Raw genomic sequence first — 17,045 nt, 5'->3', positions numbered from 1 at the left:
AATTTATTTTAATAAACTGATATTTCCTTTTTTTGAATAGTTTCTACCTCCTATGCAAAGGACTTCAAGATAATAAGCAAAGACATCCGGACTTAATTTCTTGTTTTTGTAAGTTCCATCCCAACCTACATTCAATTGGTTGGATTCAAAAACTTTTTCTCCCCAACGATTGTAAATAATTAAATGTATGTGATTGATATTGTTACCTCTGACATAAAGTACATCATTGTGTCCATCTTCATTGGGTGAAAATGCATTTGGAATGAACACAGTGCTCGAATCACAATCAGGAAATACAACTTTAATAGTAATTTGAAAAACATGAGGACAATTGAATCGATCGAATACAGTGACTTTTAAACTAAAATCATTTTTTGGGATAATCGTGATACAAGGACAACTGGGGCAATCAATAAATTCATTGGATTCCCATTGATATCGAATACCTCCTTCAACACAATATGTTGCAGCCTTGCCCGAAAACAAAATGCTATCACCTATAAATCGGATCGTATTGGTATCTTCCAATACTTTTAAATAAAAACTGTCTGTTCCTGGGCAAAAAAATTCATCTTTAAAATGAAGTAAAATTCGCTCATCCTTCCAAATAGGTAGTAGCTGCTGAAAGGCTCGCTCATCAGAAATGGATGCACCTTCCCATTTATAATTTTTGCGGTTGCCCGCATCCAGAGCAATAAATTCTCCTGGGCATGCCTCATAGTAATAGACTTTATTTTCTGGAAGTTTTCTTAAGTTGAGTTTATAATGAATGATTCGGTTGCATTGATCAGGGAAGGACTCTAACAAGCTCCATTCTAAAGTAGTATCTTGACTTAAATTAATATTTGAATGGTATACAAATTGACTGCAAGTGTCGCAATCAGTGGTTCCTTGTGTCCATACATACTGAGCATTTGGATCAGGCGATATCCCAAGGAAGATGCTATCTCCAGCACAAATGGTAAATGAATAAACTTGTTCAATTGTTTGGTTGATATGAAGGCTAATGGTATCCGAACGGCACAGGCAATTCGTAGTCACTAATATAAAGTTGCAACTGCGAAGGCCAGATTCAAAAGGGATGCTATCAAATAAATAGCTTGAATCACGGTCAAAATAGTCTCTATTAATGCAAACCGTGAAGAAGCCTTTATCCGTAGAATCAATTATTTGATTTGAATTAAAATCTGCATACAATTCAAAACATAGCTTGTCTTCGTGTATCAAAAGGGCATTTTTTAAAGTAAAGGAAAGTCTGAGCAATTGGATTAGGCTATCTGTTGAATTGTATATATGCAAACGATCCAACTCAATGGAAGGGGCTTCCAGTTTAAAGCTCTGTTTATTCATGCCTGACTCAATGAAAACCGGACAAAGTTCCTGATTGGATTTACACTTTGTTTCTACATTCCGAAAGCAAATTAATTGAATCTGAAATTCCTGACATTGCAATTTTGACAATCCTTTCAATTTGAATACGAACTGAATGCTATCTCGCGCAGCAATGTTTTCTGGAATTTTTAAATGCAATACAGTGTATCCATTTTCTTGAATAATTATTGGATTTTGTTGGATGAAATTTTTAATGGGAATCAAAGAATTTGTTACATATTCCAGGGCCTCTGGAATTACAATCATAATGCTGTCGCCTGGATTCGTTATGCCATTTCGGAAAAGATTCACGTATACCGGAAATTCGTCCACACAATTCACTATAGAATCTGCTTTGAAATTTACAGAATATTTAAGGGGAATTTCAAGTCCGCTGATTTTAATCAGTTGACCCGTTTTTAAAATGGAGTTTGTGGGTCTTTTACAGGCATCAAATCCCTTAAACTCGAATTCAGGAAATCCATTTACTACGGATTGACAACTTGTCAATAATTTTAATTTCACTAAAATACTGTTGTTGGGAATTTCAGTAATTCCTGCCAAACCATTGGACTGGATTTGAGGGATGAAATTTGCGAAAGTCCATCGGAACAGACCCGGAGAAATCAGAATCGCTGTAGGTAATGGTTTAAATGGACTTCCTTTTGGATAACTGTATAAAGCCTCTGCAAGCTCAATTCCAGGAGGAAGGGTATAATTCAATAAAATATCATAAGCTGCACCTTTATCAGCATTATAAAGTTCCAATTCAATTTCAGGCAGTGTGTCACATAGCATCACTTCTTTTTGCAATTGATTCAGATCGAGTTCGAGCTCTGGTAGATCTGGAAGCAGTATAAAAATAAAGGTATCCAAATTACAGGTATCTTGTAATTGGATATCTTGACCTTCACAAAACCAACGACTCAAGAGGATTAAGCTGTCTGTTTCGCATGCCTGGAAATCCGCCAGAATATTCAATTGGTAATTTTGCAATGGTTTCAAATCGATCAATCTGAAGTGCATGCTATCAATTATGTCAATTTGACCTCCCGGATTAATTTGCAAACGAATATTTTTTATTGAATTGTTGTTTGAAATAATTTTAAATTCAAATCCGCCAGGAAGTTTTAAATTATTTATAAGAGCGCTTGCTGAAATTTTACCTGAAGACCCAAATAGAATTTTTGATGAAAAGCTGAATTGCTCATTGCCATTATATATTTCTAAAGTATTGGCTCTGGAGTATAGTATTTTTTCATAAAATCTTGAGATGCTATTTATATCGTAAAATTTAGTTTGTTGAATTCCATTGATATAATAACTTGAAATCAGCGTATTGGATCCATCCCGAAATGTTTTACAATCCGTAACATGGGCATAAGGAGTGATTCTTATGGTATATGCTTCATCAAATTGGTAATTCGCTAAAGTATCGGGCGGAATTTCCCAAAAAGCACCGCGTTTTCTGGCTAAAAAATGTTTATCAAAAAGAAGTTGATTGCCACTTGAGTCTGAATAAAAGAATTCCAGTCGAATGCTATCAACTAAAATATTGTTATTGTTTATTTGAATGCGGAATGAATCTAAGCCATAAAAAGGTCTGAATTCATAAGGAAAAAAGTTATTGAGCTCTTTGGTTCCTTTAATGGTTGCCCTGGATAATTCTATGTAATTATTACATATCAATAAATTCGTAGAGCTTTGATCAAAAGATATCCCAAGGCTTGCTTGAATAATGGTATCAATTTCATGCATGCAGGAAAAAGGATCCACTGTTAAATGCGATCTGTCAATAAAAAAAGCCCGGTAATTGATTGGTATACTTAAAATACGTTCACCAACATAATTTGCAATTCGTCCAACGATTACGGCATGGATTTGGTCGCCTTGCTCGAATCTAAACCCATTAGGCAAATTAGCTCCATATGTATTAAGAAGTTCAGGGGTAATTGGAATCATTATGCCACGTCCATAGCCCGTGCGGGCAGCAATCGTATATTCGCAGTTTGGGATTCCTCCAGGTTGTTGATAATTTGTAAAGAGTGGGTAAGAACATTTGTAATTAATCTGTGTCGAACTGTCTATTATTTCCAATTCAGTAAACACCGTATCATAGCTTAAATTCGAACTTACAAGGAATACAATTGAATCGTAATTATATTTTGATTGATCTTTAACTACCCTGGTAAAATATTCATGCACAATGGTATCTCCGGTTATAAATCGTTTGGTTGCAACCTTGCTTAGATCCAATGGAGCAGATTCAAAAATGCGATCATTATCAGAATCTGCATAGCCATAATTTTTCCGAAATGTTTTAATGGTTCCATCTAAATAAGCGAAAATACTGTCTTTGTGTGCCGGAATTTTTTACATTCGACATCAAAATTATAAACTGCAGTGTTGCATGGACCGCAATCGAATTCTCGATCCGGACAACTTAATTGGGCAAATATGCAAATTTTTGCAGCAAGACTTGTAATTAGCTGTTGTTGATTGGGACAAGAAGAAAGAAAGAGCGTATTGAAGAAATTTTGATTTTTAGTTTTACACAAAAAGTCGCAATCTAAATAGATAGGAAATTCATGAAGGAGATCCAAATTAAATGGTGGCGCATAGGTCAATTGGATGATCAGACTGGAATCATCCAGTATTTGTTTACTTACAGGTGATTTTCCATTTAGAAGAAAACTTGTGTCAGCAAGCCGGATTGGACAGGGTAATGCAAAATTGAGGATCAGATATTGATTGCTTATATTTTTAGAAAATTTGAATTTGCTTTGAATTAAATAATTCTTGTTCTCAGATAATTCTCCAAATGCATCTTTGATGGTATAGTCTATAGTGAAATTTTTTGAAGGGTTTATAATTTCTCGTGTATTGTTAACACTAATTTGTTTGCTATTTTGTACACAACGGGATTCATATTCATATGAAAAATACCAAAACATATTGGATTCAATCTGACAAGCAAGGCAGGTAATGTAATTAAATTCAATTTTAGCTTCCTGACCTGGTAAAAGCGAAGCCATTCTTAAATGAACATAGGCATAGCCATCTGAAGTTTGGCAAGTGGATAAAGTAACTTGTTCCATAAATTGTGTATCAAGAATTGTTGATGCACCGCTCATTTTTAGACTGTTTCTTAATATCCCAAATGGATTTTGAGAACTTGGATTTAAAGTAGTTCTTAGAATAATGTGAATGCTATCAGCAACTTGCATTCCAGTATTTCGAATCGTTAATTCTTGAATGGCACCTTTATCAGAGCAAATACAGTTCGGATAATTTGTATTGCTTGAAAATTCCAATTTAGCTAGCTGGGCAGGTTTAAAAAAAATCGATAAAACTGTACTCTTCATATTTCTGGCAACTGTCTTGAAAACAGCTCCAGTATGCATTAAATTTTGATTGGATTTTTTCTACCACGCAGGATGTTTGTTCTATTTGTTCTGTTATTATAATGGTTTCATCACGTTCAAATAAACTATCCCGATCTCCAATTTTTGTAAAATCTGTTTTTGTTAATTCTAAGTTTAATAGCTGATCTGTTTCAATAATCGTATTGCCGTTAGTGGACTGAATACGAATTGGATCGTGGTGGTCTTCAAAGAAAAATGATTCCAATGAACCTAATCGACTGTTTGTGATTTGAATGCTCCGTTGCAGTTTCGATCCTGTGGGAGTGCTAATGGGAGAAACGTCTTGAATTACCAAAAATGGAGTTGCTATTTTATAAGGTTGTAATGAACTCGCAGAATCTGCGCTAATCATACTGTAAAAAGCCCATTTATTGCTAAAGCTTATGGATTGATTGATTTGATCTAAAAGGCTGCATTTAAAGCTAAGACTCAATTGAATTTTTAGGCTATCCAAAGCTTTCAATAAGTCAACTTGAAATTGGACGCGATTTAGTTGGGAAATATTGAGTTCGCTGGCACCTTGTACACTTCCGGGAACATATTCAATCCCAATGGGCAATTCAAGCCACAATGTCGCATTGGTAATATCAATGGTACCTGTATTTATCAATGTGCTACCAGCTTCTGCGGTTTGACAGAGTTGGGCATTTACGGGGTCTGATACAAACAACTTGACCTGTTGGCCAAAGCCTAAGAAATGGCTATAAAGCACTAATAGCAGGATGTTAAAGCTGCAATTTCTTCTTAAATCCATTCGAATTTGCTGAATATTCATCATGGGAATTATCAGGGTCGGCCAAGCAAATATAAAAAATTAACGATAATCATCCAACTGAACCAGAGGGTTTTAACTCTTTTTAGTTCAAATTTTAACCCTGAAACAGCCAGTTTAAATCAGGATTTTGTTTGGGGATTTGAATTCCATGATTTGTGTTTTCCTTTATTTTAAAAATACAATTAGCACACAATTACTTAACATAAAGATCAAATAAGGATAATACTGGCATAATGGATCTGGAATCACACTTGTTGTAACTTTGTATTGTATACTTTTTAAAGAAAATGTTGAAAAATTGTATTGCTGTTTTATTGTTATTTTTAAAACCCTAAAATTTACAATAACAAGCAATATTACTTAAACAGGCGGATTAGTAAAGATTAAGAAATTTGTAATTCAACAAATTGAATGAATCGAACTATCAGCAAAGTAAGTAAGCAACGAACTATTTTTATTTAACATAGAAAATTGCATGTTTCAATATTAATTTAAAAGTATTTCAATTAGATTTTAAATAATGGATCGTATTATTATTTTTTCTACATGTTAATTTAGAAAATTTAATAGTCTATAAAGAATCATTTCAACACTTTTTTACAGCAGCTACCTGTTTGTTCAGGTGGCTGTTTTTTGAATTTCTATGGTATATACATTGTTTTTTATTGACTAATAATTTTCTGTGTATAAAATTATCTGTCCCAAATGGCCTGAAATATGGAGCTTTCAGGTGTATTTCAACTGTATAAATATAAACTTAATATCATCCTGAAATTAAGTTAAAGTCTTAATTTAATATTTTGTATTTAATTATTTTCTGTTTACCAGTTCCGTTAGAATGGTTTCCTATTTTGGTTTTGCAACTTCTGTGTTAAATTCTCTAATAACTTTAATTTGCCTTAACAAAAAATCTATATTTAATATTAACTTAATATTGCGTCGAATTCAATTGGGATTGGCAGCGGTAACTTTGCAACGTAAATATAAACGCAATGAAATTAACGCAAATGAACCTAAACTACAAGAAAAGCAATTTTCTTTTGGTTTTTTTATTCCCAATATTGAGTTCTTTTTCAATATCGCAGAACCTCAGTATTATTTCTGGAAAAATAATTGATAAAACCAATGGAGAAGCATTGATTGGAGCAACAATAATTTTAGAAGGAACTACAAAAGGAGCTGTTACCGATATCGAAGGAAATTTTAAACTAACAGTTGAACCTGGCACCTATACGGTTAATATCCGATATATTGGTTATGAACCAGGAATCATCAAAATTGAAACAAAATCAGATGAAGTAATTCATCTTGATTTTGCAATGGAAGAGGCAAGAGCTCTTTCATTGAATGAAGTCGTTGTATCGGCTACACTTGAAAAATCAAGTGATGTAGCCATGAACATCGAATTACGAAAAGCAGCTCTAATCGCTAGTGGAATAACAGCTTCCGAAATTCGAAAAACCCCAGACCGCACCGTAGGGGATATACTTAAACGAGTTACAGGTGCTTCCATTCAGGAAGGACGTTTTGCAATTATTCGCGGCATGAACGATCGGTATAATGCCGGTTATTTGGATGGCGCTTTGTTATCTTCTACGGAATCGGATCGTAAGGCATTTGCTTTTGACGTGGTTCCTGCAAATTTAATTGATAATTTAATGATCGTCAAAGCAGGTTCTGCAGAATTAATAGGCGATTTTGGTGGGGGTGTAATTAAGATTAATACCAAATCTGTTCCTGATAAATTGGTCCAAAATATATCTGTAGGCGCTCAATACCATTCGCTTACAACATTTAATGACTTTAAACAATTTAAAACCTATGCATCTGAAAAGTTGAACTTTTTGAGCGAAGAGCGAAATATTCCAAGTTTTGAAGAGGGTGCTTTAATATTATCTTCTACTTTTCCAAGCAGTGCAGATAAAATCAGGTTGGGTGCTATATCTAAAACATTTAATAATGATTGGTCAAGTAGTTCAATTAATGTAACTCCCAATGCCCGATTAGCATATTCAATTGGATTTCCAATTCAATTGAATGATTATAGAAAATTAGGTGTGATATTTGCTTTAAATTATTCCAATACACGTAGAATATCTGGAAACGAGATCAATTCGTATGATGGTGCTGGACAGGTATCGGGATTTACTGATAAATCCTATCTTAGGAATATCACCACGGGTGGAATTTTCAATTTGAATTATATAGGTGCGAATACGCAAATTAATTTTCATAATTTATTGAACATTAATACAGACAATAATTCAATTTACAGAACGGGTACTGCAAATTTTACAGATGTTCTAACGGTTCAAAATACAGCTAACGTAATAAATTATAATCGACTATACAATGGCATAGCTTCTTTGAAACAACTTATTGGAGATAGTATATTATGTGTAAATGCTTCTTTGAGCTATTCAAACGTACATCGTGAAATACCGGATTACCGAATTGCAAGTTATTTCAAATTGCCTGATTTTCCATCTTACCAATTAACATTAGGTGATTTCTTTAATTCTAGTACCGGACGATTTGCATCCAACCTGGATGAAAATTTATACAGTGGAACAATTGAACTCACTAAGAAAATCAGAACTTCTAATATTAAAACTGAATTTAAAACAGGTTATTATTTTCAAACCAGGAACAGAACATTTGAAGGAAGAAGTTTTGTATATGGGGGTACACCCAATGAGACTACTTTAAACCCTGAAATTGATTTGGGTTCAAAGAATATTGATGCAACAAAATTATTCCTTATAGAAAAAACATCAAACGACCTTGCGTATTATAGAGGTAAATCTTTTGTAAGTGCATTTTATGGTTCGGTTGATCAGAATTATTTCAATAGATTCAGAGCAATTTATGGATTGCGTTTTGAAGATATTGATTTGAATGTAGACAATCAAAAAGTGAATGCGCCAATAGCAGACATTAAGAAAATGTCTATTTTACCTTCTGTAAACCTCACCTATTCATTGAATGAAAAAACGAATATAAGAGCAAGTTATTTCTCTTCAGTAAACAGACCTGAGTTTCGTGAACTTGCACCTTTTGCCTTTTACGTATTTGATAAAAATGCCGAGATCAGGGGGAATAATGATTTGAAGATTGCAAATCTTAGGAATTTTGATATTCGTTATGAATTTTATCCTCAAGGCGGACAGTTGATTTCAATTGGTGGTTTTTATAAATCAATTGAAAATCCTATTGAACTGAGCTTGGATATTACTCAAGCTCAAACAACATTTACTTTTCACAATGAAAAAGAATCAAGAATTTACGGTATTGAGCTTGAATTGAAAAAGAAATTGGACTTTATTGGAAGATCTGATTTATTCAGAGACTTTGCGGTTTATTCCAATTTTTCAATAATACATTCTGAACTGAGTTTTAAAGAGGGCTCACAAGCTAAGTCTAACAGGCCATTGCAAGGACAATCACCCTATATTATTAATGCGAGACTCCAGTATGAAAATCCAAACAATGGATGGTCTTGTAATATCGGTCTTAATAGAGTAGGACGTAGGATTGCTTATGTGGGTGTTGATCCAAAATATGGTAATACACGACAAGATATTTATGAAGAACCCCGCACCGTAGTGGATTTACAAGTGGGTAAAACATTTAATAATATCAACATCAAGTTGACTTTAGGGGATTTATTGCATAAAGATTTAATTTATTATCAGGATGTAAATAATGATGGTAAATACACTTCTTCAAATTTGCAAAATTCTGATAGGTTGATGTTCATTTTTAGCAATGGATTTACCTCGACATTAAATCTTAGCTATTCATTTTAATTTAATAGACTTGATACAAATGAATTCAAATAGTGGTTCCGTCATTTTTGACAAAAGTATATTAATAATAATACTAATTGTAATCTAAAATAAATTATTCACCATGAAATTGAATTTACTTGTACTTATTACATTGTCGATTTTTATTGCAAATAGCAATAATGCACAAAGTAATTTTAAACTTACATCCACAGATTATGTGGGTGCGTTCTCTAAGGACCTAACGAATGATTGGACAACAGGCTGGACCAATTTTGATCCAAAAAACACGAATTATCCAGATCCAACAGACACAACCACATTGAATGGGATGTTGTCAAGTTTGGCAATACCTGGAGAAAAAAATATTGACGGAGGGACAACACTTACCTTGGATGCATCAAAAGTGTATTTGCTTAAAGGATTTGTAGTCGTAAGAAACGGCGGTAAATTGGTAATACCAGCGGGTACCATTATCCGTGCAATAGCAGATTTAAATGCATCCCCTAAGAATTATGCATCCATAATTGTAGAGCGGGGAGGAAAAATAGAAATAACGGGTGATAGAAATAATCCCGTTGTAATCAGTTCGGCAAAAGCAGCAGGCAGTCGTGAACGAGGAGACTGGGGAGGCCTATTGATCGCAGGAAGATCCATACATAATTTATGGAATGCAGGCACAGATGCCGTTCAAATGGAAGGATTTAACAATGTAACATTTGATGCAAATTTGGCTCGATTTGGAGGAACAGATCCACTTGACAATTCAGGGATCATAAGTTATCTGAGATTGGAATTTGGAGGTTTGGCATTTGAAAATAATAAAGAGATCAATGCATTGACATTGGGTTCAGTAGGATCTGGTACCGTAATCAATCATGTTCAGGCATCTTATTCAAATGATGATTCATTTGAATGGTTTGGAGGTTCAGTAAATTCGAGCCATTTGATTGCATGGAAAGGAACAGATGATGATTTTGATACAGACAACGGATACAATGGAATTAGCCAATTTGGAATAGGAGTACGCGATTCATCATATTATGATTTGACGTACGCATTGCCATCTGGATCATCAACATCAGAAGGATTTGAAAGCGATAATGAAGCAACAGGAACTGCAAATTTAACTGGACCCTATACAAGTGGTGTATTTTCAAATTATACGATGGTAGGTCCCGTTCCGGTAGGTACAAAATATACTGACTTAAATTCAGTAGCAAGATCAGCATTCCGTCGAGGAGCACGAATCAGAAGGAATTCCAGTTTAAGAATCGTCAATAGCATCTTCATGGGCTATAGAAATTTTTTAATGATAGATGGAGATAGTTGTGTACGAAATACAAATTATCCTGGAGCATTGTCATTGGTAAATCCAAATACACCAGTAGATGTAAAAAGCAAACAAATTTCATTTGCAAATAATTTAATAGTCAATACAGGATCTGCATATACAACAGCAGGTGATACCACAGCAAATGGATTGGTAGAAGTATCACGTGGAGCAGGTTGTGGACCCAAATTGAATGCACTGACAAATTGGTTAAGAAGTGGAGGAGATTTAGCAAATAATATTGATCCGGTGCCATTTACAATGGGTACCGTATTGATAAATCCATTGGCTGCTTCAACAACTCCAGATTTTCGTCCGGTGTCCATTATTTCGCCAGCATGTGAAGGCGCTAATTTTAATAACAATCCGGTATTAAATAATCTTGTTAGTACGCATGAAGAAATTGAAAATGCTAAATATCAGGCTGTATATCCAAACCCTGTAGAAAATGGCATTTTAAATTTTGGACATGAAGTACTTTCCTTTGGTATATTTGATCTTTCAGGAAAATTAATACTTCATGGATTTGATTCAGACCATGCAAAGGTGAATGGATTGCCACAAGGAATTTACTTAATCAAATTGGAAGGCAGAATTCAAAAATTTATTGTACAATAATCTAATTAGTGCAGATAAGAACTATTGGTTTCATAGCAAGTAATATTTTGTAAACACATTGTTTATATTTACACAAGGCCATTTCGTTGCGGAAATGGCTTTTTTTTTTTTTTTTTTTATTGATTTTTCATTTTAGCATGAATTTAAAATAGTAATAACAAATCGTTATTAATTTCTTAATATTTTAATTGTGCAAGTAGTTAGCGGCTTAAATATCTTTGAGTGATTGAATTTTAAATTATTAGCATTTAATAATTTAAATTTCAGGAAAGCTGAATGCTGTTTATTTGCTGATAATTGTGTGTGATACTATTGGAAGTTGTTTAATATAATGGTTCTTGTTGATTAAGAGCTTCCAAGTCTTTATAAAAAGAGGATCTAGATAGCTAGGTCCTCTTTTTTCTATTTAATCAGAAATTGTCATAGGAATTCTATTGCGAACCAAAATAACTTAAAATACTGAACACTTTTTGAATTTCGTACCTATCGAAATTAGTGCGTTGATTCTACCTGATTTTTTTGTGTGGAATCAAGTCTTAATTTATCTTTTGACGTTCACTACAAGTTTAAATTGTAAAAAAATTGTCAGCTAGGATGGAAGTTTGTTATTTTAAGTAATGTTTTTTGTGTTTTCAGTTTGTAGTGTATTGTCTAGTATATGTTTGAATTCAGTATTGATCTCCTGATAATCTAATATCAAAAGCGCATCTAAAACATTTTGAAACTTAGGATCTTTGTTAAAAGCAAGAACTTTTGCATTTTGTTTAAGGTACTGCCTCAGCAAGACGGGAAGTTTAATGGCGTCTGCTTGTATTTCTGAAATAAGTTGGTCGAATTTTTGAATATCTTGTTCAAAATTCCGAATAATTATATTCTCAGTTCCTCGAATATTTACAAATTTAAAAGGTTTACGGGGTTTAAAGAACAAGCTGAATTCTGTGTGTTTATAATATTTGCTTAAATAATCAATGATCAGAAGTCGGCTAATTTTTGAATATTCCTGACTTATGCTTACTGGTCCAATAATATAGCGATTTTTAGGGTTTTTGAAAATGTATTGATAAAGTGCTTTCCACATTAGCAACAACAGGAAATTGGACTTTTGATATTCAGGGATGATAAAAGATCTTCCAAGTTCTACAGTTTGCAAAAGGGTTTCAGTGAATTCGGTTTTAATTTTAAACAGACTTGAAATATAGAATCCCTTTTTACCAAAATTTGGGATAATTTGGTGGCCTTCAGCAAAGCGATATCCTCCGACAATTTTCAATTTAGTCGAATCCCATACAAACAAGTGTTTATAGATTGGATCATATGAATCCAGGTCTACAACAAATCCAGTGCCTTCTTTGGCATTTCTGAATGTCAATTCGCGAAGTCTACCAATTTCTAACATACAATTGGGAGCCTTATTGAAATCTATAATGTAAAGTTCAAATTCATTCCATTTTGCAATACAATGTTCGACTTTTAAAGATTTAATTTCATCAGATAATGCGTTTGTTGGTATTGGGCTAATTATTTCTTGTGGAATGGTGTTCCCTGTAATCCATTTATTTAGTTGGATCAGTTTGTTTTCTTTCGACCCGGTTTCCAAGATTTTAAGTCTACTTATTAAATACCTTTTAAGTTGAGAAATACCAACAAAAGATTTAAGTTCGGAATGTTGAATTGAATGGCTGACTCTTAATATATATTTTATAAAATCCGTTTCTTTTGGATTTGAAAATTCATTAGATTTAAACACAGTCTTTAACAATTGTTTAAATACTTTTGAGTTTTCTGTGATCAAATTGCAAACAACGATGGATGGTTTAGATTCTAGTAGTTGTTGTAATTTGTTATTTTCAGATTTTACAATATTCACAATACTAAGCCAGTCAAGGATTTGTTCCTTGGTATTGGTACCAAGCAGCAGAACAGTAATCGTTGGATTTGGGGATATGGGCTTTGAGGAAAGTGAATCAACAGGAATTGAATCGACGGCAGGTTCACCATTCGTTGTTTTAAATAATTTTATATCATGATCAGGGTTCTGACTTTTAATTGTCTGTAATAGCCAATTAATATTTTTTTCAGATATTGATTTGTTACAAATAATTAAACCCTGATCTTGATTTATTTTGAGTCGCTTGCAATCCTTATTCGAAACATAAACGTTTTGGCTATTTATTTGCGACATGTTATATTAGAAATATTAACTCAAATATAGAAAGCTTGATTTGAAATCCATTGCGTAGCATGAAGCGAATCTATTTGTTTACATTTTAGTAATATTAATTTAATAATAGTTTTACAATAGGAAAAAACATAATGACATATTTAATATTATTTTAATGTATAAATAATAATTCGATAATGCTCGTTATTAGCTGAATCCTTTTTAGTCACGCTAATTTTGTACTTATAATCCAATTCCGATGCGTGACTTATTTTTAATTATTTTAATTGTATTCTCGTGTATTACATTTAGTTTATACGGGGCAGAACGAAAGGTGTTGCTTATTGGCATCGATGGCCTTCGTTCTGATGTAGCATTTCTTGCAAATACGCCGAATATTAAGTACTTGGCAAACAATGGTTTTGGTACCTATAATTCATGGCATCAGGATATCACCATTTCTGGCCCATCCTGGTCTAGTATATTATGTGGTGTTTACCATGACAAGCATGGAGTTCTAGATAATTCATTTAATGGAGCTTGTTATACGAAGTATCCTATGATCAATACCTTGGGCAAACGGATAAATCCAAATTTGAAATTTGGAATGTATATGGAATGGGATAAATTAGCAAATCAATGCAAGCAATTGCAATGGGATGAGTTAATTGAAGGCAAATTAGGTAGAACTGGACGCACCCAGCGAGAAGGATCGCAATGGTTGAAACAGACGGATTTGGATTTTTGTTTTATTTATTTAGGTGCTGCGGATTGCATAGGTCATATAAGTGGATTCAGTTTGAATAATCCATTTTATGTAAATGCTGTTGAACGAATTGATAAGGCAGTTGGATCTTTTATTGAAGCTATTAATAGTAGACCAAATTATGAAAATGAGGATTGGTTAATTCTTTTGACTACAGATCATGGAGGTTACCTGTTTTCACATGGTGGACTTTCTGTAAGCGAAAGGCAGTTAGTTTGGATAGCATATAGCGATCGAATTAAAAAAGTGAAGGTTCAAACTGTTGATTGTGGAAACATGAATGATGCTTGTAATCCATATACTAGTAAGGATTACAGAAGCTGCCCGGTGCAAGTTGATATTGTAGCAACTTCTTTGGATCACTTATTATACAGAGAAAATCAAGATTTATACAGTTGCAGTAATTGCAACATTGAGGGCAGGTCCTGGTTAAATGAAATGGGATTAAGTAACAGCAGAACGAACGATACTTACATCGCCTTGAACGGTTCTGGATTACATGGAAGGAAATGAAATTAATATTGTAAAATAAATGGAACGTTCACTTCGTATTGTGGTAATTTCTGATGTACATCTGGGAACATTTGGTTGTCAAGCTAGAGAATTATTAAATTACTTGCAATCCATTAAGCCAGAAATACTGATTTTAAATGGTGATATTATTGACGGTTGGCAGTTTAATAAAAAATATTTCCCACCAATTCATATTCAGGTTATTTATGAAATAATGAAAATGGCAATGCAAGGCACTAAAGTTTATTATTTATCTGGTAACCATGATGAGTTTATACGAAAATTTATACCATTCTATTCCGGAAATATTTATTTTCGAGACCAACTTTTATTAGAAATGGATGGAAAACGGCATTTCTTTTTTCATGGAGATGCTTTTGATTTTTCAGTACAATTTTCTCCATTTCTGGCTAAAATAGGTGGAATTGGTTATGATACTTTGATTCGGATCAATACAATTTTAAATAACATCCGTTTTAAACTTGGATTAGAACGTGTATCGTTTGCACATCGAATTAAATCCAGTTTAAAACAAGCTATAAATTTCATTCAAAATTTTGAGGATGCAGCAGCACAGTATGCTAGTTCAAGAAATGCAGATGTAGTCATCTGTGGTCATATTCATATTCCAAAGATGAAGAGCATTGATTTAGGGAATAGAAAATTAACTTATTTAAACTCCGGAGATTGGGTGGAAAATTTAACTGCCTTGGAATATAAAGATGGAACCTGGTCAATCTATCAATATGATGAAATGGAATACCAATATTTAAATCGGCATCTAATTTTTAAGGAAGCTCCAGCAAAAGCATTTAGTGAGGTAATGTCTTTAAGCCTCTGATAATTTTTATTCGAATCAAATCATATTAACATCGTGAGTTTCCAATATAATTTTATATCCAACTCCTTTAATTGATTTAATAAAGCTTTTATCTATTTTTTTTCTTAATTGTACTATGTGTACATCAACAGTGCGATCATTCGATACCAATGGGTTGTCCCAAATTTGTTTATAAATCTGTTCTCTTGTATATACACGACCTGGATCTTTGCACAAAAGACTCAATATTTGAAATTCCTTTCGGGTCAAATCCTGGATAATCTGTTCATCCTTAACTACCTGATGACGGGTGCTATCTACAATGAGTTTCATTTTTACAGGTTGTTAGTGTATTCTATCTACCTGTAAAGCTACCAGCAAATTGTAAGTCTAAGGTTTAGACTAAATTATGAAATTATTAAGTTTAAGCAATCTGCCCAAAACCCTAATCCTATTTGAAGCATTTTTTAAGCAAGGTATTTACAGCAGTAAAATCGAAGTTTTTAATAACGAAAGTCCTCGTCTAAAGTGTATTCGTAGAACCGCTATCTTAAAAAAAAGTATTAAATGGAATCAGTTCCAATTAGATTCATTTCCTCTACCAGCTTATTAAAATTAGTTTGACTCATAGGGACAAGCGGCAATCTCAAATTGTTTTCACACAAACCCAAATGGAAAGCGGCAGCCTTGACTCCTGATGGATTCCCATCGATATAAAGCCATTTATGCAAGTCAAATAATTTTAAATTCAATTGCTGCGCTTTAGTAAAATCACCATTTAATGCATATCGGATGATATTTGAAAACATGCCAGGATAGATATTGGCGATTACTGAAATCACACCGGTTCCACCAATTCCTATTAAACCCAAGGCTAAAGGATCATCTCCAGAAAGAACTTGAAAATGAGCCGGTTTATCTTTTATAATTTTTGTTGCTTGTGTCAAATCGCCGGAAGCTTCTTTGATAGCTGCAAATTTATCTGAAGCAAATGCCAATCGGAGGCAGGTTTCAGGACTAATATTTGATGCGGTTCGTCCGGGAACATTGTAAATTACAATGGGGAGATTGGAGTGTTCGGCCAATTCCATATAATGTCTGTAGATCCCTTCCTGGCTTGGTTTATTGTAGGCTGGACTGCTAGATAGAATGCCAGAAAGTCCTTCAGGATTGAGAAGTTTGCATTCCCGGATTAATTCTGCGGTATTATTTCCACCAACCCCAGCAAGGATCGGGATCTGGCCATAGCAAATTCTAATCGTGTGGTAGATCACTTCCAAGCGTTCATCAAAACTTAAGGTCGCTGCTTCTCCGGTACTGCCCATGCTCACCAAATAATCTACCCTTCCATGTATGCAATGGTTAATTACAAGATTAAGTGAATCATAATCTACATGTCCAGTTTTTGTAAATGGTGTTATCAGTGCAACTCCAGTGCCTCGTAAAAAGTCGTAATTGGTATTCATTGCAAATTT

10 protein-coding genes are annotated in these 17,045 nt (G+C 33.5%); 4 read left to right on the top strand and 6 right to left on the bottom strand.

What is annotated here, in order from left to right:
- Nucleotides 1-3: 3 nt before the first annotated feature.
- The 3 genes from IPK91_06995 to IPK91_06985 all read right to left on the bottom strand — a co-directional run bounded on the left by IPK91_06995 (nucleotide 4) and on the right by IPK91_06985 (nucleotide 5,574).
- Nucleotides 4-3,627 (bottom strand): gliding motility-associated C-terminal domain-containing protein, encoded by a 3,624-nt coding sequence (locus IPK91_06995; GenBank protein MBK8297011.1) that lies wholly within the window; start codon nucleotides 3,625-3,627, stop codon nucleotides 4-6.
- 77 nt (nucleotides 3,628-3,704) lie between these two features.
- A complete protein-coding gene (locus IPK91_06990; GenBank protein ID MBK8297010.1) occupies nucleotides 3,705-4,736 on the bottom strand; it encodes a hypothetical protein in 1,032 nt (343 codons plus the stop codon).
- Nucleotides 4,705-5,574: a hypothetical protein gene (locus tag IPK91_06985; protein ID MBK8297009.1), complete on the bottom strand. Its 870-nt coding sequence runs from the start codon at nucleotides 5,572-5,574 to the stop codon at nucleotides 4,705-4,707. The genes IPK91_06990 and IPK91_06985 overlap by 32 nt, the downstream gene beginning before the upstream one ends.
- A 989-nt stretch (nucleotides 5,575-6,563) precedes the next feature.
- Here IPK91_06985 and IPK91_06980 point away from each other — a divergent pair.
- Nucleotides 6,564-9,380: a TonB-dependent receptor gene (locus IPK91_06980; GenBank protein MBK8297008.1), complete on the top strand. Its 2,817-nt coding sequence runs from the start codon at nucleotides 6,564-6,566 to the stop codon at nucleotides 9,378-9,380.
- 103 nt (nucleotides 9,381-9,483) lie between these two features.
- A complete protein-coding gene (locus tag IPK91_06975) occupies nucleotides 9,484-11,310 on the top strand; it encodes a T9SS type A sorting domain-containing protein (protein ID MBK8297007.1) in 1,827 nt (608 codons plus the stop codon).
- Between the two features lie 610 nt (nucleotides 11,311-11,920).
- Here IPK91_06975 and IPK91_06970 read toward each other — a convergent pair.
- Complete coding sequence (locus IPK91_06970) at nucleotides 11,921-13,492, bottom strand: GNAT family N-acetyltransferase (protein MBK8297006.1); 1,572 nt, start codon at nucleotides 13,490-13,492, stop codon at nucleotides 11,921-11,923.
- Nucleotides 13,493-13,730: 238 nt separating this feature from the next.
- Between IPK91_06970 and IPK91_06965 the strand changes: the two genes are divergently transcribed.
- Together IPK91_06965 and IPK91_06960 are read left to right on the top strand one after the other, a co-directional pair.
- Nucleotides 13,731-14,750, top strand: a complete 1,020-nt coding sequence (locus tag IPK91_06965) for an alkaline phosphatase family protein (protein ID MBK8297005.1) — start codon at nucleotides 13,731-13,733, stop codon at nucleotides 14,748-14,750.
- 19 nt (nucleotides 14,751-14,769) lie between these two features.
- The gene (locus IPK91_06960) at nucleotides 14,770-15,591 is read left to right on the top strand and encodes a UDP-2,3-diacylglucosamine diphosphatase (GenBank protein MBK8297004.1); all 822 of its coding nucleotides are present in this window, start codon (nucleotides 14,770-14,772) and stop codon (nucleotides 15,589-15,591) included.
- A 15-nt stretch (nucleotides 15,592-15,606) separates the two neighbouring features.
- On the opposite strand, the gene IPK91_06955 is transcribed toward IPK91_06960, so the two are convergent.
- On the bottom strand, nucleotides 15,607-15,903 hold the full coding sequence (locus IPK91_06955; GenBank protein ID MBK8297003.1) for a winged helix-turn-helix transcriptional regulator: 297 nt from the start codon (nucleotides 15,901-15,903) through the stop codon (nucleotides 15,607-15,609).
- Nucleotides 15,904-16,133: 230 nt separating this feature from the next.
- On the bottom strand, nucleotides 16,134-17,036 hold the full coding sequence (locus IPK91_06950) for a 4-hydroxy-tetrahydrodipicolinate synthase (protein ID MBK8297002.1): 903 nt from the start codon (nucleotides 17,034-17,036) through the stop codon (nucleotides 16,134-16,136).
- Between the last annotated feature and the right edge of the window lie 9 nt (nucleotides 17,037-17,045).

Source organism: Saprospiraceae bacterium (genome assembly GCA_016712145.1).
In the GTDB taxonomy this organism is placed as follows: Bacteria; Bacteroidota; Bacteroidia; order Chitinophagales; family Saprospiraceae; genus Vicinibacter.
Note: the sequence above shows the minus strand (reverse complement) of the source record. Positions and strands in the feature narration are given on the sequence as shown.

What these genes read in the sequence shown, in the direction of transcription:
- IPK91_06980 (MBK8297008.1), top strand. Translation starts at nt 6,564, where the DNA reads ATGAAATTAACGCAAATGAACCTAAACTACAAGAAAAGCAATTTTCTT.
- IPK91_06985 (MBK8297009.1), bottom strand. Translation starts at nt 5,574, where the DNA reads ATGATGAATATTCAGCAAATTCGAATGGATTTAAGAAGAAATTGCAGC.
- IPK91_06950 (MBK8297002.1), bottom strand. Translation starts at nt 17,036, where the DNA reads ATGAATACCAATTACGACTTTTTACGAGGCACTGGAGTTGCACTGATA.
- IPK91_06970 (MBK8297006.1), bottom strand. Translation starts at nt 13,492, where the DNA reads ATGTCGCAAATAAATAGCCAAAACGTTTATGTTTCGAATAAGGATTGC.
- IPK91_06960 (MBK8297004.1), top strand. Translation starts at nt 14,770, where the DNA reads ATGGAACGTTCACTTCGTATTGTGGTAATTTCTGATGTACATCTGGGA.
- IPK91_06955 (MBK8297003.1), bottom strand. Translation starts at nt 15,903, where the DNA reads ATGAAACTCATTGTAGATAGCACCCGTCATCAGGTAGTTAAGGATGAA.
- IPK91_06975 (MBK8297007.1), top strand. Translation starts at nt 9,484, where the DNA reads ATGAAATTGAATTTACTTGTACTTATTACATTGTCGATTTTTATTGCA.
- IPK91_06990 (MBK8297010.1), bottom strand. Translation starts at nt 4,736, where the DNA reads ATGAAGAGTACAGTTTTATCGATTTTTTTTAAACCTGCCCAGCTAGCT.
- IPK91_06965 (MBK8297005.1), top strand. Translation starts at nt 13,731, where the DNA reads ATGCGTGACTTATTTTTAATTATTTTAATTGTATTCTCGTGTATTACA.